The organism is Paenibacillus sp. FSL H8-0332 (genome assembly GCF_037963835.1).
GTDB lineage: Bacteria > Bacillota > Bacilli > Paenibacillales > Paenibacillaceae > Paenibacillus_AQ > Paenibacillus_AQ rhizoplanae.
The window spans coordinates 681,560-707,382 of record NZ_CP150145.1 but is presented as its reverse complement, the minus strand read 5'-3'; the positions used below and the strand labels follow the sequence as shown (position 1 = coordinate 707,382).

The following is a 25,823-nucleotide window of genomic DNA, read 5'->3' as shown; positions in this document are numbered from 1 at the left end:
ACTTTTCAACACATATCCAAACGAATTCCAACCAAATCCGCCCATCTAACGAGCCTCCAGCGCTTAGGCAACCCTATACGCCTCAACGGCTCATCGGCACGGGTGCGTTAGTTGGATTTTCTACACTTAATTCTCCCGGTTACGCATCTGTACAGAAATTAGTTGGAATTAAGGCATCTAATTCTGCCCATACCTCATCCTTCTGCAGCTTTAGACCTGAATAAGTGTCATTTATCCAACTAGCTCCCGCTCTGCAGCAAATCCAGCTAAATTAGATGTCATTTATCCACTTATCGTCGGCCCCAGCGTGCAGTACTGTCTGCTCCCAACTCCAACTAAGAACTATGGCAATCTAACCGCCACAGCAGCAGCCATCTCACGGGTTACCACAGCGGAAGGCTCGAATGCGCCGCCGGTGCCGCTCATATATCCAAGTCCCGTCACCGTACGGACAGCGGACAATGCATAGTCACTGATCTTATCTTCGTCGCTGAACTTACCAGCCCCTGCTCCAGCTGATGCCGCATCCAGCTTAAAAGCTCTAACCATCATCACAGCCATATCCTGGCGCGTAACCAGTCCGTCCGGTTTGAACGTCGTGGCCGTCACGCCGCTGATGATTCCTAGCTCCTTCGCCCGGTTCACTGTTCCATAATACCATGTACCGGCCTTAACATCACTGAAGGCCCCAGCGGAAGCCGCCACAGACGGCTCGTTGCCGGTTAAACGAAGCAGCAGTGCTGCAAATTCAGCACGGGTAATATTCTTTTTCGGTGCAAACAGCAGGCTGCCCTCACTCACACCATTCATCAGCTTGCGGTCATACGCCGTGTATACCGACTCCAGCGCCCAAGGCGAGATCGACTTCACATCGGCAAAAGCCGGACGGTCCTCCGCCGCAGAAGCCACCGTTACCGGGACCGTATGACGCACGATGGCAGGGGTCTTATCCTTCAGATATCCCGTAACCGTCAGGTTATATTTATTCGCCGGCAGACCACCAGCCACAACAGCCACACCCGCAGCATCTGTAACTGCTGTTTTGCCGCCGATGGTTACCTGTATGCCTGCTGCCGGTGAAGTTACCGGATCGGAGGTGAAGGTCGCCTCATTCCAGACCCATTGCTTCTGGGTTACCTGCACCTTCAGATCTTGTCCAGGCTGCGGCTGTGCGGGAGTCACGGTTACGGCATCAACCACCTGCGTGTTGTCCCCGCCATAATAGACCACGATGCGGTCATTCTCCTCCAGCGCGAAGTCGCCCATCCCTACACTTGGATAGATCCATGCTCCGCCGCGTGCAACCACATACATCCAGCCATCATATCCGCCAAAAGTACCCGCAATCACGCCGCCGATCCCCGTCACATAATTGCCTGCTTTATTGACCAGGGCCAGGCGCTTGGCTGCTGCAGTCTTTTCCAGTGCCTTAAGCACATTTCCGGCGTACACGCTGCCCTCAGCCAAGGTTCCATTCGGACCTTCAACAGTAACCGAGACACTTACCTGAGGATTCTTCACTGGTGTGCCGCTAAAATCAAAGAGCTTACCGCCTGTACCAAACAGCTGGTACGCTACCATAGCCTCCAGTGCCTGCTCCGTAGAGAGAGCATTGGAGCTGCCGCCCGCAGTGTGGACGAATCCTCCATCAGCTGCGCTGAAGCTCATCAGCTTGCTGACCAGATTAATCTGGCCTTTGGTATACTCTGCTCCTGCCGGATCAATGCCGAAGGCAGACAGACCGATAATGGCCTGAGCTACACTCTCACTGCTGTCGCCATATCCGCCGTTCTTGTCCTGTGCCTTAGACAACCAGGCTGCTGCCCGCTGACCGGCAGTATTCACTGCTGCTTCCTGCTTGTGTCCAGCCAGTGCGTTCAGCACCATCGCTGTCATGTCAGGATCACTCGCACCCGTGGTCAGGGTGAAGCCGCCGTCCGGGTTCTGCTTTGCCAGAATCTCTGCCAGCAGCTTAGATTGTGTCCAATTTGCATTTGCCGGGATCGTATAGCTGCCGGAATCCAGAGCCAGCAGTGCATAGACTGGATTATTCAGCGTCTGGCCGGTAATTGCATCGTGATTGTAGAGCTTCTCGATCAGGTTATAGCCTGCCACATTCGCCGGGTCGCCGCCCAGTGCCTTAACGGCAAGCGTAATCCGGGCATAGTCCGTAGCTCTGGCAAAAACACCCTTAGCCTCACTCACCTTACCTTCAAGCGCCTTCAGATAGCTGACAGGAACCTTATAGCCCGCTTGCGCAAGGCCAATTGCCTGCCAGTCCGACTGGACTCCGTTCTTCAGCATGAATTCCGCAGTAGCATAGACTGCAGCGGTTACGCTGGCTGCCTCTTTTGCGGGCAGAGCGGATACCGCTGGTGCGGAAGTCCCGCCTGCCTGTGCAGCAGCAGCTTGTCCTGCCGGGGCTACGGCTGCTCCCAGCATTGCGAACAGCATAACCACAGCAAGTCCCAGCCGTGTGAACCTGGATGATAGAGAATGGTTCTTCATAACTAACCTCTTTCCTGAAATAGAATGGATGAATCCTGCTTCCTCCGCAAATAGAGCGGCAACCTAAAGACCGCCCTGTGCAGGGCGGCCGGGGAAGAATACAATACAGGGCGGCTGAAGGAGTCGATTGCTCTCCCACATTACATACAATGCAGCAATATACAGCCCTCGCCAATATCAGCATCTGCTTCCACATTCTTACCCCCGAAGAATAGAAACAACAACGAAAAAGGCAGGTCTCCTGGCTCATACTTCACCGCTTCCCCCGCCTTCCCATCCGCTTAGCAGACAGTGGCTCCTCAGGAGTTGCTCCGTACTTACAGTGGCGGGACCGCGCCGGACTTGCACCGGGCTTCCCTTTTAAGCAGATTCCTCTATTAGACATAGCCCTGCCAGCATCTGCTAGCGACAGCGCGCGGTCTCTAAGGCAATCTGCACCTTTTCCTCAAGCTTATTAAATTTTAATATTCTCAAACCATCATATCGACTATTCCCCTGTATGTCTATAGACAAGCTATATCTATTCCAGCTCCCCCAAAGCTCAGCCCATTCTGCACAAAAATCCTGAACAGCACATGCCCGCTCCCCCGGCACATCGTACTATTCAGGACTATGGAGTCATTCTTCTGTTGTCAATTAAGACGTTGGCGGTACTAGCAGAGACAGCGGCAGCAGGCGATTGTATTATGTACATTAGAATTCGTGTAAAAGCGGCCGATAACGCATTCTGCTGCATTTCATACAATCGATTGTGGCAACTACCCCTCCGCCGGGCCAAATTCCCAAAATCTAATGTACCGAATACAACAGAACACCATATAAGGATCAATATGCCTCATTCTAGTGTACAAAGTACAATCGAGCAGCTAGTCGATCATCAGGTTTAAACTAACAGCATTCATTTAATCCCCTCGCTTGCTGAGGGTCTGCCGTACCCCGATTAAGGTGCTATTCTAGCTCCAAACGTTATTCTTAAATGCAATCTGTACAACTAAATCGTCTGATTTACCACCAAATGTACTTTTAGTTGTATTTCGTACACCTAAAATGCTTCTGTACCCAGCTTTTCGCCCATTCGAGCAAAATTAGTTGTATGGAATACACTTAGAGAGGTATGCCTTCCTTCTCACTGTTTTTAGTTGTATAGAGTACACCTATCTCTGCAATGTTACCTGATCGCAATAGTTACAAGCTTACGCGGCCTGCTTATGGCCGCTGTGTTATTCCGCGTCCGCTTCCGGGCTTGCGGAAGCGGATGGCTCCGCGCTAGGCGCGGCGGTAGCTGTAGCTTCCGGGGCGCTGCCCGGATCTGCCGCCAGCTGCAGCGAGTATCTTCCGGCGGTGATCATATCACCTACCGCCAGCTTCGCGCCTGCTGAAAGCTCCACCGTCACCTCGTATACGCGTGACGGAGGAGTCCCTGCCGCCGCTGGAGAGGCGGTGGCTCCACTGTCTGCACCGCCTTCCACTCCGGCGTCTACCCTACCGCTCGCATCGCTGTCTACTCCGGCGCCTGCCTCGCCCTTCGCATCGCCATCCACTCCGGCTCCTGTCTCGCCCTTTGCATCGCCGTCTACTCCGGCACCTGCTTTACCACTCGCATCGCCGTCCGCTCCGGCGCCTGCATTACCCTTCGCATCGCCGTCTACTCCGGCACCTGCTGCAACCTGGCAACTGTTAACCGTTGCCTTAACCTCGTAGTCCGTAACGCCGCTGGCGGACTCCACGCCGATCCGCTCCGGCTTGAAGGCGGAGCATTCCGCCGCATCAGTGAAGCTGAACAACAGCTTCACGCCGTTATTCTTGCCCGCTTCTCCGCTTCCCGCATCACCGCCGTTATCCCCGCCAGTTCCTACATCACCCCCGCTATTCCCGCCGACAAGCCGGACAGAGACCGGGACCGCTACAGCGGCTTGTCCGGTCACTGCCGGAAGCGAGCTGGGGCTGGCCACCGGCGCAGCTGTATCCTTGCCGCGTCCCCCTAGCTGGCTCAGCAGGATAACCGCCGCAATCAGAATGATCCCGAGGATGCTCCCTGAGATCAGGATTTGAAATCGGCTGCGGCTGACCCACCGCGCCAGCGGCGAAGCCAGCTGGGCGCGGGCTTCATTGTAGACAGTCTGCATAGCAGGCGTTGCTGTGTCGAGATGGGTTTTGCGGAATTCCCGGTTCTTGAATGCCTCGCGGTCGCTCTTCAGGAAGTATCTCAGCACGGCCCGCTTGTAATTCGGCCACAGCTTCTTGCCTGAGCTTGCGAACAGCCAGCTATGCTGCGACCAGTCCAGGAACCGGTACACTGTCTCCTTGTCATTGCCCGCCTTGCGGACCACCAGATCCAGCAGCGCATCATAATCCAGCGGTCCGCCTTCGCGTTCACTGCTGTGATAGAAGGCCAGCGGCAGCCGGTCGAACGGCTCAAGGCTTCGCGCTTCCTTCAGCCACCGCGCACCGAGCAGTTGTACATCGTCCAGCTCACGCGGTGTCAGTCCCGCAAAAATCTCCTCGTCCGGCGACTCCTCCCCGAACCAGCGGTAGGCCGCGCGCAGCGCATTCGCTTTGCGCTTCGCAATCGCGTCGAGCGGCGGCTGCCAGTCTGCCGTATCCCGGTAACGCAAGAACGAGATCTCCAGCAGCTGCTCCATCGTCAGCTCGTCCAGCGAAAGCCGGTTCAACAGGAAGCGGTCGGCAACCGTGCCCAGCTCCTCCATAACGGACAAGGCCTCCGGGTATACGCCGCCTCTGCGGCGCTGCTTCTCTGCCTGCTGGACCGCTTCATGAACAGCCGTTACCGCCGATACCGGATCGGACTCCCGCTGCAGCTTCTCCAGCAGATATTCCTTGAAGGTATCCCGTACCGCTGGCTGCTGAAGCACCTCTGGAAGGCTCCGGCCGAAGTGGCCCACGAGGCGGAGGATATCTGCCGTTCCGGCAGCGGCCGCCAGCCGGGATTCCAGATACGGCTCGAACAGCGCTCTGCGGAAGAGCGATTGCGACAGCACTTTTTTGAAGAACGCCTCACTAAGCTCCGCATTGCTCTCAATAATCCCGTAAGCCGCCGCCAGCACATCCTCCCGGCCACCGGACTGGCAATTCAGCATCCCGTTGATGAAGTAATCGACGATCTTCACCCGGTAATTATGGCCCGGCAGCGCGTAATACGACTTGAACTGTTCCAGGATCTCCACTGACGGAATCCCCTTCTTACGGATCAGATCATATTCGCGGTCGAACCGCTCCAGGAACATATCATTCAGCCGCACCCGCGAGTCCAGCTTCCCCTCCGGCTTCAGATAGGACAGCAGGCCGCCGAGTATAGCATTCTTGTTGTCTGTATATAAGGCTTCGTTGCCTTGCTCGATTTCATAAAAAACCGCCAGCTCATTGTAGAGCGCCAGCGACAGCTTGCGGTCCGCACTCTCCCCGAGCAGCAGGCTGTCGGCAAACTTAGCGAAATCACGGAGGCTTCCGCCCTTTTCCACCAGCGTCTTCCAGGCCAGATCGGCATAGATCTGCCGCGACTCGCCGAAGTCGGTATTCAGAAACCTTGCACCTGCCAGATCGAAGATATAATCCTTCTCGATATTGCGGTCGCCCGGACGCAGAGAGCCCTTCTCCACGAAGGTCAGGTGAATATATTTGCGGCTCTGCGGCTCCTTGGCATACGTGATCACTCCCAGCCTGCGGCGGAAGTCATACGGCAGCGCAGCGAAGATGACCTCCGTCAGCCGGACCGCATGCTGCGACAACTCACTGATGGGCACATCCAGCGCTACATAGATTTTCTTCTTCCCGGCTACGGACAGCATCACCGCCTGCAGCAGGGCTTTGAACAGCACTTCTGTGAATCCTAGACCGGACAGCACCGTACGCGGATCTGACGGCTCGTCCAGCGAACGGGTTGCCACGGGAATCGACTCCAGCTCAGGCAGGGTTCCGCCAGGCTCCCCCTCATAGCTCCGGGCAAACCCCGCGTGCAGCCAGCTTCCATACCCTTCGACAATCTCTTCGGAGCGGATAGGCGGCACCACGAAATTATGGGCAAAAAAAGCGCTCCGCTGCCCCGTGAAATCCGCCGCCAGATAACGGCTCTCTCCGATCACTGTCTCGTTGCTCTCCGTATGGAACAGATGCAGCGCAGCCGGATACAGCTCCTCATCCTTCTCGCCGCGTGCCGTAAGCTCAGCCGGGGCATCGTAGAGGCAGAAGGGGTGCAGGATTTTTTTGACAAAATTATTATCGAGACTCTCCGATTTCGCCACCGTATCGAAGCCCTCTGTCGAACGGTATACACCGCGGCGCTCGCGGGTATACATCTGCTGGGTGATCATGGACCCTGACAATCTGTTCACGGCCCGTCGCTCCCCTCAATATAATTCAGCTTGTGCAGAAGCCAGATGAACGGCTCATCGACCCGGATCGGACTGACCACGCCTTCCACCTTCTGATTGACCGGATTGCTGCCCAGCGCAGACACGGCGAAATACCCCGTATTGGCAAAATAAACATCCATCGTATCCTTGAACGGACGGTCTACCTTCTCAATGAAGCGCCGGATTTCACCGTCGATGTTGTGGAACTCGTCCAGGTTCAGCGTTTTGCGGTGCACATAGTTGTTGAACACATTGCTGTTCGACTTGATATAGTCGCCATCCTCATCCTTGAGGGAGTGGAGCATATCGCTTTTGGCCAAGACGACTGCGGTCGGAATCTCAGTCTTGCTCTTCTCCTGATAAGCGATGAAATCACCGAACATGGTCAGCACCACATCACGCGGCTCATCATACTGCGATACCCACTCCCCTGGGCGGTCACCGAAATTAATGCGGATCTTCTCCCGGACGGAACGGATCTGCAGCGGATCGACCATGAACAGAATCCCTGCGGAGTTCTTGATATGCTGGCCGTGCAGGCCCAGATAATCCTGATCGACCATGCCTTCACCGGCTACATCGAAGAACACCAGCGTCAGCGGGGGCTTGGACTCATCCTTGAACACGAACTGGAAAATAAACGGCTCCTGCATCTTCTCCTTCTGGGTAGACGCCAGCAGATCCCCCCGCTCGAACAGCGGTTCCTCATACAGGGTGCGGAATTTGCGGCTGATCTCGGCATTCAGCGGCATACAGGCTGCGTCGAAATGCCCTGCCGTCGTATGCTGGAGCGTATGGATCAGCGAGGTCATATAGACAGACTTCCCGACTTGGGAAGCCCCGATAATCGAGATAATATTGCTAGGCACCTTGCCGGCCGTTACAGGCAGCTCGTTATGGCAGGACGGACAGAGCCGTCTGCGGGTCATCACCCCGTAGCGGTCGGTGAGCCCGGTCAGCACATGGTCCGTATAATGATGGTACTCCTCCGGGATATCCGCCGGCTGCAGAACCGCTTCCATATCATCCACCGTATCGAGGCCGAAGCGCTCCCGGTATTTATTCAGCAGATCATCCTCACCGAGCGCATAATTCTCATCATCCTCACGGCTGTGCATGGCCCGGAACACCACTTGCTCCGGCTCAAAGCGCGTGAAGCAGAACGGGCAGACAATATCGTAATACAGCGGCCTCGCTGCGGGCTGATTCTTCTTCATGAAACGGCTAAAAAAAGACATCTCTCATCCTCCTCAGGGTTGTGTCAGCACCCGGTATGCTGCTCCCGCTCACTCGGGAACCAGCTCATAATACGTCCCGTATTTAGGCCCATCGGTGAAAAAAATACGGATAAAGTCGTCCTTGCCGACCTCAATCGGCGGGAGCTGGTTCCGCCCGGGAGCGAAGTCCTGGACGAACGGGAACCTTGCGCCGTCCTCCTTGGAGGATGGGTGCGCATCCCGCTTTTTGACGTAGCAGAGCACTTCCTTCGGCACCGGCACCTCGGCAGTAATCGTCATCTGCACGGTTTTCAGCTTGCTGAACAACCCTTTTTTGTGCTGGACCGCGTAGTAGATCCTCGCTTTGCCCGCGCTGACGAGCGCCCGGTTACCGCCATCCTGCTGGCGGACCAGCAGCGTCTCCCCATTACCGCTAAGCCGCACGTAAATGGTATAAGCCACCATCCCGATCTCGTCCAGCCGGTCCCGGTACCCGTTATTCGCTTTGTACTCTTCACGCGTATAGAGCTTCATGCCCGGGGGCGGATGCTCCTGACTGTCCGGTGCCTCCGCAGAGGCCTTATGAATATATACCGCCTGTACACCGTCCGGCCAGCGCCAGCGCAGCGTACAGAACCGGTCCTCCACTCTGGATACAACTTCGGTAATCACCGGTGCTCCAGCGTCTGCCTCGGCGTACTTCATGGCAACCTGCCCCTTTCCCTGCATCTGGCTTTAGAACCCTTTACTGCCGCGGTTACGGCGGGGTGAATGAACACTGTCCGCCGGCGCATTAGCAGCTCCGGCAGCTCTTCCCCGGCGCGACAAGCGCCCTTCCCCTACAGGCACGATATACGTGAACAAGGTGAGAATGGCCGCCAGAACGAGCAGCGCCATCAGCCGGGTCATAGGGTCCCAGAGTGTATCGCCATTCAGGCCGGATTCCAGAATCAGCCCCGCAATAAGTCCCGATACCGCGCCCCCGATACTGAAGCTCCGGGCCAGATGGCGGTTATCGAACACAATGCCAAGGCCCAGACCCAGCGCCGTGCCGAGCAGCATCAAGGCCAGCACACGCACCACAGCATAATAAGGGCTGTCCGCGGTCTGGTCGCTGCGTTCGGTTAGCAGTGTCCGGTCTCCCAGACGGTCATAAATCTGCTGGAATACATCGCCAAGCCGGTTCGCATCGGCCACATCATAATACTGTCCGCCGGTACCGCTGGCGATATTCTGGAGCAGACTTGCGCCGGATGGATCATCCAGGGCCAGCCCGATTGTATTCACTTTTATTCCACGCGCCACATAATCTGTCAGCTCCGTAGAGGTATTGAACTGGCTGACGCCGTCGGATAAAAGAATAACCATCGCCCCGCGGTCCGCGCCGTCTTCATGAATCACCTTCATCGCTTCGGCCAGCGCGCCGCTGATATTCGTTCCGCCTTCAGTTGTCTTCAGACTGCTGATGACCTCCATAACCTTCTCACGGTTCGCCGCTTTGGAGAGCGGGAGCAGCGGCTGGACCACGGAAGCTTCATTGCTGAAGGTGACTACAGCGACTTTGTTGTCTTTTTTGAGCTGCTGCACCAGATTCTTGGCCGCCGCGTAGCGTCGGTCTGACGGGTCGCTCTGCGACATGCTGCCGGAATCATCGATCACCATGACGACATTCTTAACCGGCTTGCTGCCGCCGAAGTTCAGCTCGTACACGAACTCGGTCAGCGTGCCCACGCCAAGCAGCAGCACGACCATGAGCGGGAACATTTTCCACGAGGTGCCCAGGTAACGCAGCTTCCAGGACTGTCCGTTCAGCCTCGGCGAGATCGTCTCTGCGACCAAAGCGCCTATTCCAACACATAAGGCCACGATGGCAAAATAAATGCCGACCAGCACCATCTGAGGTAAATCATACGGCCTGCGGTCCAGCAGCAGCTCACCGAGCACAAACGCTACACCCGCGCCGAGCAGACTGAACAGCAGCAGGAGCAGATTGATTTTTCGCTGCATTGCATTTCATCCTTTCCGGGAAAAGCTTGATCAACACACGCTTCCCCATTCCATTCTATTGCACATCCGGCAGCAGAATGAATGAGAATTGTCCTACAAAGCCTGTTAGTGTAGGCCCGTACCCAGGTCCGAGACCCGGAGCCTGGGCATTATTATGGTGAACCCTCGGATTTCGGCCGCACCCCTGTAATCAGGGGCATTAGTGCTCCTCATTTGGTGGTTCGGCGCACTTTCGGGAGAATTCAGGAGCACTAATGCTCCTCATTTGCTGGTTTCGGTTCGGCCCCCTAATTATGGAGACATTCTGCTAAAAACTCGTGTTTTCGCAGGATCTTGTTTACAGCTTTATTTCTATCGGTTTTAGCTTGCCTGCTTTCCATGCGGCGTGGTATTGCTTGGGGCTCATGCGCTGCAAACTGCCATGAAAACGGCGCTCGTTGTAAAAATTAATATAAACTGCGACCGCTTCATAGGCTTCTTCAAACGTTTCAAAGTACCTTTTCGTGTACAAATCTCTCTCCAAAATACTGTGAAACGACTCAATGTAGGCGTTCATATTCGGCGTTTTTGGAGGAATCCGCTCATGCTCCAGAGGACGCTGCGTTTCCGCACACAGCTCGCCAAAGACGTCGCTTAGGAATTGCGGGCCGTTATCGGAACGGATCACCGGTGAGGGATCTCCAGGCTGTAAACGTCGGCCCAGCGCCTCCCTTAACGTGGCACAGACTTGCTTCGCTGTACAGCTCGCGCCCACGTGGTAGCCGACGATACAGCGGTCAAACACATCAATCATATCAAAGATAAAAAAGAAGCGGTCGTAGCCATGAATGTATCCATATTTAATGTCAATCTGCCAGAGTTGGTTGGGGCCGGTGACCACTCGATTTCGCGCTAAACGTCGAGGGTATTTTAGGTTCCTCACCGGCTTTTTCTGAAGCAATCCGAGCTTCTTGCACAGCCGGTACGCCTTCTTGTGGTTGAGGATTAAGCCCTGCTGGACCGATAGGGCATACGCCAGGTTCCGGTAGCCATAGCCGTTCTCCTCGCCCTCTACCAGCTCACTCAGCCACTCCTCGATCTGTAGGTCACTGACCCGCAGACCGCCGGTAGTGAGGGAATAGGCGGGGATCGGACGACCCGAAGTCACGACCGCATCCGGGGCACTCCAAAGCCCCAGGAAACGTTTTTTATGCGCATAATAGGTGGAAGGTTGAACCTCCACGATACGTAGAACCAGTGTAGCCGAATAACCCCGCTTTATCGCTTCGTCGGCCAGTTCGAGTTTGTCTTGTAAGCGGGGTTGGCTTTTTTTAAGAGTTCACGCAGCAGTTCGATTTCCAGATCCTTTTCACCCAATAACTTAATGGCCGTCTCCATCTTCGTCTCCAGATCTTGGACACGCTCCGCATCTTCAATCCGTTCTTGGACGGACGGAGTGGCCTCTTCTCCAAATCGTTCTTTGTAGAACTTCACCCAATTGGCAATGGTGCTGGGAGAGACGGAATACTTTCGGGCCAGGAAGGAAACCTTGGTTCCATTGATCGCTTCTTGGGCTACTTTGATCCGCTGTTCGTCATACAACTTGTTGCTTCTCATCGGCTCCACTCCCTCTTCTTAGTGTACCTCTTACATGTCAAGGTCTCCACTTTGATTAGGGGGCTTAAGAGGTTTGGCGCACTTTCGCTGAAATCAGGGGCACTAGTGCTCCTCATTTGGTGGTTCGGCCCACTCTCGGGAGAATTCAGGAGCACTAATGCTCCTCATTTGGTGGTTTTACACACTTTCGGTGAAATCAGGGGCATTAATGCTCCTCATTTGCTCATCTGGCGCGCGTACGGCGAAATCGAGATCACTATTACTTACACACGTCAGCACCAGAGGGATTCATCCCCTTCATTCAACCATCCAGCCCACTTTCAGCAACATTAGAGGGATTTATCCCTCTGTTTCCACCATCCAGCCCACTTTCTGCAACATTAGAGGGATTTATCCCTCTGTTTCCACCATCCGGCCCACTTTCAGCAACATTAAAGGGATTTATGCCTCTCTTTCCACCATCCAGCCCACTTTCAGCAACATTAAAGGGATTTATCCCTCTCTTTCCCGCCATCCGGCCCATTTCCACCAGCATTAAAGGGATTTATCCCTCTCTTTCCCGCCATCCGGCCCATTTCCACCAGCATTAAAGGGATTTATCCCTCTCTTTCCCGCCATCCGGCCCACATTCACCAGAACTATAGATCCTGAGGCTGTGGTAGCCTGACCAAATATAATAGTTAGTCACAGCACTCCACTCATCTAATCTCATTTCCGCACATCAGCACTCCACTCATCTAGTCTCCACTCATCTCATCTCCGGCAGCTGCTCCTCTTCCAGACCGTGAAGCTGGTATCCGTTGCCGGCATATGTCTCGTAATAGACCTTACCGTTGCGGTGGTAGAGCAGGTCTTCCAGGTGGAAGCCGCCCATTAGGTTCAGCTTCTCCACGCCGCTGCGGCGCTGCTCATGCACGAAGCCGAGCCGGTAGATGCGGGTGGTCTCGTCTGCACTGAAGGCATAGCGCAGGAATTCGGAGGAGCTGTCGCCGAAGAAGTACTTCTCTTCGTGGCGGTGCTCCTGCGTATACTCGAACAGGCGGACATTCATCGCCGCCTCCTCCTCCAGACTGCGGTAGAGCTGCTTGAACAGCTCCTCCTTGGAGACGATGTCCCGGTTCTCGTAAGCGGCTGCAACATTAGCGCGCCGCAGCAGCTCTTCCTCGAACGGAAGCGTGAACGGCCCCGCCGTAAGCAGCTCCCGGCGGCACAGCTCGATCAGCCGCTCGGCCACCGTCTGGCCGCCTCCGTGCACCAGCAGTCCGGAGAGACTGCCCATGAACCGCTCGCTGAAGAAGATCCCCGCACCGCGCCGGGTCTCGATGTCCTTCATGACCTCATCCGTCACACTGCGGTAATACTCCATGATGTTCTGATCCACGGTCTCTTTGCTGCGGCCGATGCTGACGAGGGCCACGCTGTGCAACTCCTCCTCCAAAGCGTCCATCGCCGCAACCTTCGTTCTGCTGTCTGCGTGCAGCTGCTCCAGTGCAGCGTCATAGCGGAGACAGAGGGCCAGCTCGCTCTCCAGCAGCAGAATCTCATACTTCTTGCCGTAGACGGACTCGAACAGGTAATGAATGAAATTGCGCACCGTCCGTTTGTCCAGCAGCGGCACCCGCTGGAACGGCTGGCGCTCCACGCTCTCCGCATAGAGCCGCTCCAGCTCCTCCTGCGCGGAGAGCAGAGCGGAACGCAATCCGCCCATATGCTGGCGCAAGGCCTGCAGCACGCTGCCCTCACCCGTCTTCTCGCTGGTCCATTCCGCCAGCTGGTAGAAGGTGACCGGGGAGGCTCCCGCTTCCCCGGCAGCCAGCACTCCGGCCCACTCCCGGGCCGGATCAATCCCGGCAGCCCTACGAGCAGACACCTCCGCAAAATTACTGCGGAAGTAAGCCTGCGCCCCTTCCCCGAACAGCAGCTCCTCAGCCTCGCGCAGCGAGAGCATCCGCAGTTGTGAATAGGACGGGCGTCCGTGGCTCATCAGCCCGGTCATCTCCGCGAGAGCGGACTGCTCCGGCAGCAATTCCGCCGCGCGGTCCCGCAGGGTATCCGCTCCAAGGCCAAGCATCGCCTGCCGCTCCTTAAGACTCCGGGTATGGCCTGTACGCAGCCGCCCGGACAGATAATGCAGTGCATGGTACAGCACCGCCAGCGCAATCTGGCGGTTCGGCCGCCGCACCGCCGAGAAGCCGGCAGACGCGTAGCCTTGTCTGCCTGTGCTGCCTCGGATGCCGCTTTTGAACGTCATATTATTGTAGCCGCCGTGCCCGGAGGCCTGATCGGCCGCAGGCCGGACCCGGTTCTTCAGCAAGCTGATGTGGGCGATAATCTCGTAATTGTCGTCCATGCCATGGACCGACATCAGTCCGCGCTCGTTCTTGTCCGAGAGCAGATAAACCAGGTCGAACAGCGGAGCAGGGCCATGTGTCACGGGAATGGACAGCCCCTCCTCCGTCACCAGCAGCGGAGCGCTTAAGGCATACTCTGCCGCCTGCATCCCGTCCAGCTCACGCAGAAAGGCCAGCCCGACCGAGCTGGAATAGCCGAAGTTATCCCCCTGCTCACGTTCGTTAATCAGCGCGTACAAATCAATCTGTACCGACTTGAACGACTGGCTGAGAATTGCGCGGGCCAGCAGCACGATCTCCGGCAACAGAACATTCTGCGGGTCATCGACCCGTGTAATGACAGATAGATGGATGACGTCAAAAGAAGAATACAGCCTTCCGTAATCCGCTATGCTGTTGCTTAACTGACGCAACGTCCGGTTCATTCCGGCCAAATACTGGCTATCCTCATGAAATTCACGGTACAGCTCACGCCGAACCGTACGCGGATCACGCCCTGCCGTATCCGGCAGGGTCATGTGCATCACGCGTTCATGGACACTGCTGTTTCCGCTGCCGATCCGCCCCTTGACCCCCTCCTTCTCCTGCGTACTGCCGCTGCCGTTATGCGAACCGGCATGCAGTGCCATGACGCCGCCTGCATTGTCCCATTTGCGCTGGCAGCGTTCCAGCACCGGACCGATGGCCGGGGTCACCTTATCGCCAAGGAACAGGAACAGCGCAGGGTAATGGATACTGCTGCGCCCATCCCCCTTATTATGCTGCGCTTCCTCCTGGGCAGCGTATTGCTCCGCATATTGTAAGGCCTGATCTCTGATCATAGGCCTACTTCAGCTTTCTGCGGATGCTGCCAAGCTTGCCGGTCAGGCTCTTGTAGAAGCCGTACATTTCATCTCCGTTGGCATGCTCTACCCGCTCATATTCCAGAGAGTCACGTGCCTCCAGGAACGAGACATACATCCCTTCCAGCTTATACAGCAGCGGAGTTACATCTTCGGCTGCGGTCATTTCTCCGGCCCGGCGCGCTGCCTTGCGGAGCAGGAGACTGCGGCTTTTCTCATCCAGCTCACGGAAATGGCGGTAGACGGCATACTCCACATAGCTGCGTTCCTTCATCAGATTGGCGAACGGCTCCCAGGCATCCTCGTCCTCGTCACGGTCATAGACATAGAGCGCACCTTTTTTGGCGATGGTATCGGTGTACAGCGCCTCAATGAACTGGTCCAGCCATTTGTCTTCATCCAGATGCTGATGCACCAGCGCCTCCAGCTCCTGTGACTTGGCTGCCAGCGCATCATATTTCGCCAGCTCCTCACGGACACGGGCGATGAGCTGCGGGGAACGGATCAGGTTCTCCTGGGCCAGCTCCAGATTAATGCTGCCGAAGATATCCTTCACGGCTTCGCGTTCAAGACCTCCTGTGCGAAGCGCTTTGAGCTCTTCAGCAGCCTTGCGCACTTCACCCAGATTCGGACGCGGCGCATCCAGCTGCAGATCATAAGCGCCCAGCAGCTTGCCCAGATCCAGCGGCTTCGTGAAGATCACCGAGAAGCGGCTGCTGGTGTTCTCATCTACACCCTTCTCTATAATCACACCGGACTCCAGCGCCCGGCCGAAATCTGCACGCACTCTGGCATTATAATCACGGACGCGCGGATTCACGTAAGTATCGCCCCATGACTTCTCCGGGATCGGTGAAGGCAGATAGGTCCAGTTGTCCTTGTCGGTCATCACGAGATGGCGTCCAATACCCTCTTTATCGAGGATGGTCCGTTCATAGTTCTCCTCGAAAACCCGCAGCGGCGTGTATACGAACAGCGGTACCCCGTTGCGTGTATTCAGCCAGAAAATCCGGTTTTTCACCTGACTCTCCTTGATCGTGAACTGCGATTTGCCGAGTGCATTGTTCTGATAATTCCGCACACCCTTCAGAATCCCCGGCGCCTTCACCGGCACAGAGACGAAGCCCCAGGACGGGAAGTGCAGACTGCCAGAGCTGTTGCTGAGGTGGAAAATCGGTACCGCATCCTCATCCAGACGTCCGGCAATAATCCGCTCCACGAACTTATCCAGCGGCTCCTCGTGCCCGTATTTCATCACCAGGAAATCCTCCATCGAGCGGGTAATCAGATCCCCGAACTTGTCGCTGAGGAATTCAGAGATCGAACGGACGATATCAATCTCCTGCTCTTTGACCCAGCGTCCAGAATGCTTCAGCATTTCGCGCGTGAAATCACGGATCAGATCGTCGCCGTCCTTCTGGTCCATCACCTTGGAGATGGTTGCCGAAATATCCGGCACATTGACGATATTCCAGTAGTAGGTTTTGTTGCCCTTGTGATCTGCCTGCTCTTCGCCGTTAATCAGAATGTCGCCGTTCTTCTCGAAGATCGAGCTGAGCGCGGTCAGAATCTCGGTGAACACACCGTAGATCCGGCTGTTCTCTTCATTCAGCAGCTCATACAGATCTTCATAGAACTGGATCATCTGCTCGGTGCGCTCCACATCGGCATGTAGCCAGTATTCATTGATTTTGGCTTCAATATAGGCATTCTTCTTCTTCTCTTTGGACACAAAAGCGCTCCGCGCATCGCCCAGCTTATCCTCTGCACTCTCCTGTGCGGTCTCAATATCACGCGGCAGGCGCAAGAGACTCTCGCGCAGCGCTTCAATATAAGACTGGATCAGCTTCAGGATGCAGAAGCCCTTCTCGGTGTACAGCAGCCGCGACACATAGAACGGCCCCTGCTCGGGATGCAGGAAGATGCGTTCCAGCTCTTCGCCGAACTGTCCGGCAATCTCGCCTGGAAGCTGCTTCTTGGATTTGATATATTCCTCACGCGCACGGGCCAGGAAGTTCTGCTCCAGCTCCGTATCCATGCTGACGACCTGATTCTTGACCACATTCGCATGGCTAAGGCGCTCGCTGTTCTGATAGCCCGGCAGCGGCTCCGGCACACGGGACTCGAACGTCTTGATCATCGTATCAAGATCAATGCCGAGCTTACGCGCCATCTTCTCCACATCCTCCTGATTCGGGGCGTGATGGAACATCTTGTCCATTTTGTCGAAGAGGCGGTAGGCCAGGTAGGTTGTCATTTCCTCAATCGGCAGCACGGCCGAGGATGCTCCGATAATGTTGTATTCATAGTTGGCAGGATAGGTCTTGTTCATCTGGGCAATATTCGTGCGGATGTTGCTGATATAGTCATGGATGGCGAATTCCTCGCCGGAGGCCTTCTCTTCACTGGCCATGAAGTTGGTGATGTTCTCAGCCGTCACGTTCATGCAGTAATCGTAGGCATTCTCCAGCAGCTTGCCTTCCGTATTGGTTGCGGAGATCAGATGACAGAGATTGAACGGCGGCAGCGGCGAGTTGACGCTCAGAATATTGCCGTATTTCTGGCGGAAGCGTTCGCCCCGGCTGTCCACGTTCATCCAGTAATCCAGCTCTTTGAGCGCGGCATACCCGTTCTTGCGGATATACTCGCGGGTATGCTCGCTGAGGCTTTTGTTGGACAAATTGACGTCCGGTGTGAACAGATAACCCAGCGTATTGACACGGTCGATCCCGGCTGCGCCGTAGTCACGTTCAATAATACCGCGCACGATGTAGGTAATATCCAGGAACGCCCCGCTGCCGGTTCCGCCGGACAGACCGGTGAGCAGGAAGACCATGAGCTTCTTGCTGGTGCCGACAGACAGCGTCTTGATCTTCTTATCGATAGCGGCAACCACCTGGTTGATCTTCGTGAACAAGAGGAGGCGTCCGGCCTGGCGCACCCCGGCGGCTCCGTTCATGCCGTCTGTGATGCTCAGCTCCGGCGACAGCCAGTCTGTAATGTAAGAATCCAGGATGCTGCGGTTCTGCAGCAGTCCGCCGATCTCGGCATTGGCCAGCAGCACGAATTCATTCTGCGGGTCGAGGCCGATGCCCTTGTATTTTTTGCCGCGGTCCTGTTCATTGGTCTCGAACGCCAGGAACTCCACGTTGTCGGGCTTATCCCGCTTCTTCTTGGACAACGGATCTTCAGGCAGCTTGAAGCGGCGGTTAATCTGGTATTTGAGCCGCAGCAGGGCATCGATGCCCGTGCCGCCAAGCCCAATAATGAGGATCGGATTGTCGATGGTATCCACTCTAATCTTGTCGCTGACGATCCCTCCGCCAAGCGATACATCCAGCTGTTGAATATGTTCTCTTACTACCGGTTTCATAGGTTCTCCCCCAAAAGTTGTGATAGCCTATGCATCCCGAATCACTTCGCATAATCGTTTCGGGAGCATACACTTAGCCTGTTTATCAGATCAAATATTCCAATAGAATCGTCTTGTCTACCGTCTGCAGAGAGACCGTTACCCGATCCCCGCTCTTCATCTCTAGGCCCCGCGAGGTATCAGCAGCACGCCCCGAGCGTTCCACCGAGATCCCTTCGCCCCCGCGCAGCAGGAGCCGGTCATGGGTTCCCGGGGTGAAGATCAGCTTCTCGCTCTCCTTCAGTTCAGGAGCAAGCTGCAGGAGCTGATGCAGGGTGAATTTGCCGCGGAAGGCGGCGAGCTTCTTGTACTGCGGATAGGTTTTCTCTCCGGTGTTGCCGTCCACCACTTCCACTACCAGTTGTCCGACGAACCCCCGGTTTGCCTTACTGCGCAGCACCCAGAATGCGGCAGCCGCAGCCAGCAGCAGTACAATCCCGCCGATGATATAGTACAGCGTGTTCGAGGTCTTCTCCTCAGCAGGCTCTTCGCCCGTAGGAGTACCTGCTGACGGCGGGGTAGTCGCCACCGTTCCGGTCTTGGCATTGATGGTCAGCACATCGCTCTCCCGATAGAAGCTGCTCTCTTCGGCCCGGACCTTCAGCTCGTATTCATGATTATCCTTGATTTCAAAAGCACCCTTGAACTCGGCACCCGAGTTATCCAGCGGAATCTCCTGGACCTGGCCGGTGTCCTTATCTGTAGCCAGCAGCACAGCCTTCATATCCTGGTACAGGCTGCTCTCCGTTACCTCTGTCCCGTTGCTGAACAAATGCGAGGAGATATCCACCGTGTCGCCTTTGCCGTAAGACTTGGAGGGCAGGGCATCCAGCTTCAGCTCCAGATCGTAGTTGAATACCAGGTTAATATCGATCTTGTCCTTCGGCACTCCCTTGACCTGGAGCTTCCAGTCTCCCTCCTCCGGCGACAGCAGCTTGATCAGCGTATAGCTGGACGACTTGGATAACAGCACTTTATCGGAGGGAATTGCTACTTCCTTCCCTGCAGGATTACTGAGCTTTGCGGTCACCGGCTTAGAGGACATGATGGAAATATTCGCTTCGAGTACGCTGCCGTTGGGCACATTGACCGTAACTTCCTGATAATCGCCGTTTGCCGTAATGGACGGCACCGGCACCACCTTCAGCTTCAAGTGGCTGGCAAAAATCTCGCTGAGAATCTGCGGCAGATCATCGGCAGAATTCGTGGTGAACGCCTTGCCGCCTGTCTCGCTGGACAGTCCGGCCAGAATATTCTTGTTCAGCTTGCCGTCCGCATTCAGCCCTATGGTATATATGGGATACCCCTTCTGCTTAGCAGCCTCTACTGCCGCTTTCAGCTCTTTGTCGGAATCAGACTGCTTCCGGCCGCTGGCTTCATTCAGGTCATTGTTGCCGTCCGCCAGCATCACGATCATCGGCTCATGGCCGGGGTCGCTGCCGTTCTCCAGCACCTTCACCGCCTCTTCCATCCCGACCGCCAGGTCCGTGTAGGGTCCGCGGCTAAGCCCGTCGATGAAATTCTTCAGATCCTCCTTGTCGCCGGCGGATTTGATGCCAAGCAGCGCCTTCTCGCGCTGCACCTTATCGGTGTAGGCCACAATACCTACCTTATCGCCTTGGGTGGACAGCATATCTATGAACATCTTCATCGCTTCATTGGCTATCTTGTTCTTGTCGCTCTTGTTCATCGAGTTGCTGACATCGATCAGCAGCACAGCATCGATATGTGAGGGTGCGGCCGAAGCCGCGCTGGCTCTCGAAGCAGCATATGGAGATACAGTGATGCATAAGATCATGAGCAATACAGGCAATATGCGCTGCAGTCTATTCTTGGCCTTGCTGAAATAACGTTCGTTACGAAGCATAAATTGGGCTCCTCTTGTGTGAAATTAGGCGGATATGGCAGATCCGTAACGCATAGCTAAATTCTGTCAATAGCATGCCATTATGATATAATTAAACCTTGTAAACTTCAACATAGTGACCGCTGGACCGGCACTTCCGCTAGTGGCAATCGCCATCCTGAGCCGGATAGACTATTCTAAGTATACGCCGCAATCCTGAATATTTGATTAAAAGACCGTAACCAGAGCAGAAAGGAAGAGTTCCATGATTACATACGCCATACTCGGGATAACGTTTCTCTATGCTGTGATTCAGATTATTCTATATGCTTCCCGCCAGCGGAAGCCGCTCACCCGTGAGGATATCGACGAGCGCCTGCTGGCTGCATTGAACGGAGGGGATACGGCCCGTGAGTAAAAAGAAACCGGTGATCTTCCGTCCCTTCAAAGCTCCCCGCTACTCCTTCGAGAAGCTGCGCATCTGCCGCCGCTGTCACCATTACACCGCGCTGGGCGAGGAACGCTGCACCCGCTGCGGCCGCGCCTCGCTGACTCCGGTAGAGAAGTATGCAGTGTCTCAGGCCGGGCGCAGGGTACAGACCCGGCTGCTCGTTATTCTCCTGCTGACCCTGGCTGGAATCTATTTCGGGCAGAATCTGCAGCAGATGGTGCTGTGCGGCGCAGGCGGCCTAATATTAGCCGGACTGGTCTACTATACGCAGCGGAAAGTACGTCAGAACGAAAATCTGTATGCGCTGAACAAACTGCTTGGCCGCAATATTTTCAGCATCAAGGAAGATCTGGAGCTGAACCGCCAGGAAGCCGTGACGGTACTGCGCGAGAATGATGTGCTCGCTTATGAGAAGCTGCGCGAGATCTCCGTGCTGCTGCGCGGAGACCGGATCTCCCGCCAGCGTGTCGCCCTGCTGCACGGCTTCCAGCTGCGCAAGGACATGACGCTGGAGCTGGAGCAGCTGCTGCTGAAGGACTTCGAGCCGCTGCTGGCTGAATATATCGGTGAGATCGCCAGGGTCCGCCCCGAGCTGATCAAAGACCGCACCCTGCGCTATGTCAAGAATTACGAGGTGCAGATTCTCGAAATGGATACGGGGCTGGTCATTATGGCCGCCGTTGCCAGTGCTGCGGTCCGCATGAAGCGATACGCGCTGCTCTACTCCGGCATGATCGGCCGCTATGTGCAGGAGCTGCCCAAGGACCGCTTCCTGCGCTTATCCAGACTCATTGCCGCGAACCCTTATGAGCCGTGGAACGGCCTGGATGCCAAGGTGGAGGAGATCCGTGAGCTTAAGTACCGCTGGGACCCTGAAGTATAAGGTTAGACGGACTGTCGCTCTAATCCTTATCTATGAAATAAAGGGGCTATATTATATGACGATCATACGGGCTGTAACCCTGCGGAATATTATGATTATTCTGTGTATTTTGATGCTGCTCCCGCTGGGACAGAAGGCGCTGGGGATTAAGAACAAGCTTCAGGATGTACAAGAAGCCGGAAAATTGTACGCTGCCGGGGAGCTTATCGCTGCCGAGAACCGGTACCGTCTGGCTGCGGCCAATCACGCAATTTCTTATAAAGAAGAAGAAATTAATGCAAGACTGGCAGAGCTTGCTCCCATCACGAGCATCCGCAGCAGTCTAAGCAGACTGTCCTTAACGCTGGAGGACCAGCTGACTGTGAAGGATTTCTCAGGGATGATGGAGAGCTATGCCTCCCTGCTCAGCCTGAAGAGCAAGTATATGACGCCGGGCGGTCCCTATGAAGCCTATTATCGCCGGCTCTCGGCGGATTCTGGCCTCTCAGACAAGATGACAGCCGGGTTCCGGCAGTTCAAGGATGAGTACCTGGCCGGACTCGCCGCAGATTCGTCTAAGGGGGCAGATTCGGGGACGGGCAGCGACAGTACGGACAGTCTCAAATGGAGCCTGCTGCAGATTCCGGCAGACTATTACGGGGGAACCGCCGCCAAGGATAAGATGCTGGCTGCGAGCTTCAAGGCCCATGATACCGCGAGACTCAAGGCTCTGGCCGCAGCCGGAAGCTTCGGGCCTATGCTGGAGAGCGCCCTCTCTATGGAAGAAGCTTATAAGAATCATAGTTATACCGCGCCCTGGCTTAGCAAGCAGGTTAAGGAGAGCGCTTCGCTCATCCTGAACAAGGATCTGGACGGCAGCAATATCACAGCCTTCGCCGGACATGCGGTAGACTACCGCAGCTATGCGGCATCAGCCGGCATTACCAGCTCCAAGGTACTGAAGCTGATCGACAACAGCATCGCCCGACTGCTCCGCGAGGGCGCGCGCCATGTGCGCGGCGGCCGGTATGCGGATGCCATCAGGCTCTATGCGGAGCTGGCTCCAGTGCAGGATACCTCCAAGGAGACCGCTGCCGCAACACTGGCCTGGAATACGGCCGAACCTGTCCGGCTGCTGCCGGGCGGCGAAGTGCCGGGCAGCTACTCCCTTACAGCCTCCGTTACTGACAAGTACGGTGCCAAGGTAGCCGTAGCCGGAGTAGACGCTGGCGGCAAGCTGGTCTACGCCGAGATGAGCGGGGACGGCACGGTCTCCACCCGGACCGGGGAGGTGATCCCGGGTTCGGGGATGCTGAGCGCTCTTTCTTTTGACGAAGCGTTGTCTGCTTACTCCGAAGTTCCCGTAGTTGCAGCTAACGGCGGCGAGGCTGACGGACGCAGCACCTTCACAGGTTATGCCATCCGGCCGGAGGGAATCTCCCTGCTGTTCAGCTTCACAGGCAGCAGCTATGAGCTGATGGCGGAGGATGGCTCCATCCGCGTAATGAACACGGATCTGGCCAATGGTGTCGAGGGCAGGATTGCTATCTTCCGCCAGGTAAACGGGGCCTATGAATTCTCGGAACTCTATCAGGAGTTCACATACACTCCTATAGATGCTACACAGCTTGAGCTGTTTCCTTATGAGAAGGTTACGCTGTCCTGCGATATCTCTATTGACGCTGCCGGAAGAGCCGTCGCCCATTCGAACGGCCGCTATCTGCTGCTTCAGGGCGAGATAAGCCAAATCACTGGATTAGCCACAGTCAACGGCCAGTTCGAGAACGGTTATGGAACGGTGGAAACGGAGCTTGGTGAGGAGTCTGTACCTGTGTTTGTAGTCGATTCGATGGGAAGCTTAAGCTTGACGCCGCCTTGATGTGCGGAAACGGCCCTTCAGTCCGCATGGACCGGAATACCAAAAACGCAAGAGCCACACGGTACGGATGCCGCATGACTCTTGCGTTTTCTTTTGGCGCGTGGAATATGTCCCAGCACAAGTGGGGTGTAGATTACAAACGGAGGGCCTTGGCGGTTTGCGGTTTTCTTTTGCGGCTGAACAGTCTTAGATATCGCTTCCTCTTGTACAGCACCTCCGCCGATGCGCTCAGCGTCTCCTTCACCTCGCCAAGCACCTCCTGAGTATCCTTGACCGACTGCTTCATCCGCCCAAGCTCCGACTTCACCCCGTCACTCCGCAGCTTTGCCGACTCCACCGTCTCCTGCATATTCGCTTTGAACTCATCCATCGGAGCTTTCAGTCCATCGACGGATTGCTTTACCCCGTCCAGTGACTGCTTCAGCCCATCCATGCTGTTCTTGAATTCCTTCAGCGGGTTGCCCATGTTCGTCCCTCCTAAGCTCTATTTCTCTATATTACCCAGAATGGAGGGATGCGGCTTCAGCTTCAGCTCCCACGAAGCTCCTCCAGCAGCTCCATGACCTCCGATTCTTCAACTGGAACCGAATAAGAGCCGTCAGCGAAAAGCTTCATCCTCCCGATACCTTCCTGGAAGACGAAGCGGATGCGGCCGCTGCGCACTTTTTTGTCCGTGTACATCTTGTCCACTAACGCCCGGTTTGAAATGTACTCTGGAAGCTCTGTTGGCAGACCCGCCTTCTTCAGCAAAGCCACTACCCGGTTAGCCTCTTCCTCCGTCATATAACCAAACTTCACACCCAGCTTCGCCTGGATGACCAGCCCCACTGCAATGGCCTCGCCATGCAGCAGCCGGTAACCGCTGAGCGCCTCAAGCGCCCGGCCTGCCGTATGCCCCAGATTCAGAATCTGCCGCAGATTACTTTCATGCTCGTCCTGCTCTACCACTTCATATTTGATCCGACAATTCGTCAGCGCAATATGCTCGCACACCCCGGCATCCAGGATCAGCTCCCCATCTTCCGTAATGATTCTGTCCATGTTCGCTTCCAGGTAACCGAAGAACTGCTCATCGCCCAGACAAGCGTGCTTGATGGTCTCGGCCAAACCGCTTCTGAACTCACGGGAAGGGAGTGTGCGCCAAGCGGCCAAATCTATGTATACTTTACGGGGCTGGTGAAAGACGCCTATCAGGTTGGTGGCGACGGGTGTGTTCACGCCTGTTTTGCCGCCAACGGAGGCATCTGCTGCTGCCAGCAAGGTGGTGGCATAATTCAGAGAAGGTACTCCCCGGCCAAAGGTCCCGGCCAGAAATCCTGCCAGATCCGTCACCGCTCCGCCCCCCACCGCAATAATACAGCAGTCTCTGCCGTAGGCATGGCTTAGCAACTGGTCCTCCAGCATTGCCTTCGTCTCCCGGGTCTTCGAGCTCTCGCCCGCCGGAAAGGAGAACAATTCCACTTGGAATCCCTCATGACGTAACAGCTCTAGTAAAGGACGGCCATATAACGGCTCCACCGTAGAGTCTGTAATAATCGCATATTTGCTAATCCCCATAAGCAGCCCCTGCTGCAAATCACGGATCAATGAGGCAAACAGATGCTCACCAATTTCAATTAAGTAAGAGTGATCGACTACTTTTTGGAGTGTTACTTCAAAGCTCTTGGACATGGGTTTAGCCCCTTTCTCTAAAGCTTGCAGACTTCATTTACGGATCATCGTCCGGTAGACGAACTTCGGCAGCGCAGATTGTCTGCGCCAGCGTGACTTCTGGCCTTTGGCGACGGGTGAGAACAACAGTCTGTGCGCCCACTCCAGATTCATTTTTTTCCAGATGGCCGGTGCCGGTCGTACTTTCCCGGAGATCACATCCAGACTTCCGCCCACGCCAAAAACAAGCTTAATCCCCTGCAATTCGTCCTTGTGCTTATACAGCCATTTATCTGAGTACGGAGCACCCATGGCAAGAATGAGCACATCCGGCTTGGACTGCTGAATACTGGCGATAATCCCTGGCTCTTCGTCAGGTGCAAAGAACCCGTGATGCCTCCCGGCAATCTTCACCTTCGGATAGCGCAGATTAATCTGCTCCACCGCCAGTCTGCTAGTAGGCTCATCTGTTCCCAGAAAATAAAAACTCCAGCCCCGCTCATTCCCTTTCGCAAGTAAACTCAGCAGCAGGTCGTAGCCGGTCACCCGCTCCGAAATAGGATTGCCTTGTCTTCGCGCAGCCATCAGAATGCCGATCCCGTCAGGGACAATCAGATCTGCCGAGTCGATGATCTCCTGCAGCTGTTCGTCCGTTTGACTCGCCAGGGTAATCTCCGGATTCGCCGTAATGAGATGAAACAGCCCTCCCTGCCCGTCCATGATCTGCTCGTCCAGCAGCGAAGTCGTCTGTTCCAGCGTCAATTTGGAGAAGGGGACTCCCAGAATACACACCTTGTCCTTCATCATTTCACCTCTCCCTTAATCTCTAATC

17 protein-coding genes and 1 riboswitch are annotated in these 25,823 nt (G+C 55.6%); of the genes, 3 read left to right on the top strand and 14 right to left on the bottom strand.

Annotation, left to right across the window (positions count from 1 at the left end; genetic code table 11):
• Positions 1–342: 342 nt before the first annotated feature.
• From NST43_RS03015 to NST43_RS02965, 11 genes are all read right to left on the bottom strand, one after another.
• Positions 343–2,508: an S-layer homology domain-containing protein gene (locus NST43_RS03015; RefSeq protein WP_339222469.1), complete on the bottom strand. Its 2,166-nt coding sequence runs from the start codon at positions 2,506–2,508 to the stop codon at positions 343–345.
• 213 nt (positions 2,509–2,721) lie between these two features.
• Positions 2,722–2,915, bottom strand: a riboswitch (cobalamin riboswitch).
• Between the two features lie 813 nt (positions 2,916–3,728).
• A complete protein-coding gene (locus NST43_RS03010) occupies positions 3,729–6,857 on the bottom strand; it encodes a hypothetical protein (RefSeq protein WP_339222467.1) in 3,129 nt (1,042 codons plus the stop codon).
• Positions 6,854–8,116 (bottom strand): hypothetical protein, encoded by a 1,263-nt coding sequence (locus NST43_RS03005; protein ID WP_209992151.1) that lies wholly within the window; start codon positions 8,114–8,116, stop codon positions 6,854–6,856. Before NST43_RS03005 ends, NST43_RS03010 begins: the two co-directional genes overlap by 4 nt.
• Positions 8,117–8,164: 48 nt before the next feature.
• Positions 8,165–8,800 (bottom strand): beta-mannanase, encoded by a 636-nt coding sequence (locus tag NST43_RS03000; RefSeq protein ID WP_209992152.1) that lies wholly within the window; start codon positions 8,798–8,800, stop codon positions 8,165–8,167.
• A gap of 30 nt (positions 8,801–8,830) precedes the next feature.
• Positions 8,831–10,102, bottom strand: coding sequence for a VWA domain-containing protein (locus NST43_RS02995; RefSeq protein ID WP_339222465.1), 1,272 nt, complete (start codon positions 10,100–10,102; stop codon positions 8,831–8,833).
• Positions 10,103–10,439: 337 nt separating this feature from the next.
• Positions 10,440–11,339, bottom strand: a complete 900-nt coding sequence (locus NST43_RS02990; protein ID WP_339225321.1) for an IS3 family transposase — start codon at positions 11,337–11,339, stop codon at positions 10,440–10,442.
• Positions 11,340–11,359: 20 nt separating this feature from the next.
• Entirely contained in the window at positions 11,360–11,698 is a 339-nt protein-coding gene (locus NST43_RS02985) for a helix-turn-helix domain-containing protein (protein WP_039310863.1), read from the bottom strand.
• A 301-nt stretch (positions 11,699–11,999) separates the two neighbouring features.
• Positions 12,000–12,233, bottom strand: a complete 234-nt coding sequence (locus NST43_RS02980; RefSeq protein ID WP_339222463.1) for a hypothetical protein — start codon at positions 12,231–12,233, stop codon at positions 12,000–12,002.
• A 213-nt stretch (positions 12,234–12,446) separates the two neighbouring features.
• Positions 12,447–14,870, bottom strand: a complete 2,424-nt coding sequence (locus NST43_RS02975) for a transcription initiation factor TFIID (protein WP_339222461.1) — start codon at positions 14,868–14,870, stop codon at positions 12,447–12,449.
• Between the two features lie 4 nt (positions 14,871–14,874).
• Positions 14,875–18,264: a tubulin-like doman-containing protein gene (locus tag NST43_RS02970; RefSeq protein WP_339222460.1), complete on the bottom strand. Its 3,390-nt coding sequence runs from the start codon at positions 18,262–18,264 to the stop codon at positions 14,875–14,877.
• Positions 18,265–18,349: 85 nt separating this feature from the next.
• The gene (locus NST43_RS02965) at positions 18,350–20,170 is read right to left on the bottom strand and encodes a vWA domain-containing protein (protein ID WP_339222458.1); all 1,821 of its coding nucleotides are present in this window, start codon (positions 20,168–20,170) and stop codon (positions 18,350–18,352) included.
• A gap of 244 nt (positions 20,171–20,414) precedes the next feature.
• Here NST43_RS02965 and NST43_RS02960 point away from each other — a divergent pair, with 244 nt between their 5' ends.
• Genes NST43_RS02960 through NST43_RS02950 form a run of 3 tightly spaced genes read left to right on the top strand, consistent with a single transcriptional unit; the run spans position 20,415 to position 23,341 of the window.
• Positions 20,415–20,567, top strand: a complete 153-nt coding sequence (locus NST43_RS02960) for a hypothetical protein (RefSeq protein WP_155991665.1) — start codon at positions 20,415–20,417, stop codon at positions 20,565–20,567.
• Positions 20,560–21,483 (top strand): hypothetical protein, encoded by a 924-nt coding sequence (locus NST43_RS02955; RefSeq protein ID WP_339222455.1) that lies wholly within the window; start codon positions 20,560–20,562, stop codon positions 21,481–21,483. The genes NST43_RS02960 and NST43_RS02955 overlap by 8 nt, the downstream gene beginning before the upstream one ends.
• Before the next feature lie 55 nt (positions 21,484–21,538).
• On the top strand, positions 21,539–23,341 hold the full coding sequence (locus NST43_RS02950) for a hypothetical protein (RefSeq protein ID WP_339222454.1): 1,803 nt from the start codon (positions 21,539–21,541) through the stop codon (positions 23,339–23,341).
• A gap of 133 nt (positions 23,342–23,474) precedes the next feature.
• On the opposite strand, the gene NST43_RS02945 is transcribed toward NST43_RS02950, so the two are convergent.
• The 3 genes from NST43_RS02945 to NST43_RS02935 form a co-directional block, all read right to left on the bottom strand.
• Positions 23,475–23,807, bottom strand: a complete 333-nt coding sequence (locus tag NST43_RS02945) for a hypothetical protein (RefSeq protein ID WP_339222452.1) — start codon at positions 23,805–23,807, stop codon at positions 23,475–23,477.
• A 62-nt stretch (positions 23,808–23,869) separates the two neighbouring features.
• Complete coding sequence (aroB, locus tag NST43_RS02940; RefSeq protein ID WP_339222450.1) at positions 23,870–25,012, bottom strand: 3-dehydroquinate synthase; 1,143 nt, start codon at positions 25,010–25,012, stop codon at positions 23,870–23,872.
• Positions 25,013–25,045: 33 nt separating this feature from the next.
• A complete protein-coding gene (locus NST43_RS02935; protein ID WP_339222448.1) occupies positions 25,046–25,798 on the bottom strand; it encodes a WecB/TagA/CpsF family glycosyltransferase in 753 nt (250 codons plus the stop codon).
• Between the last annotated feature and the right edge of the window lie 25 nt (positions 25,799–25,823).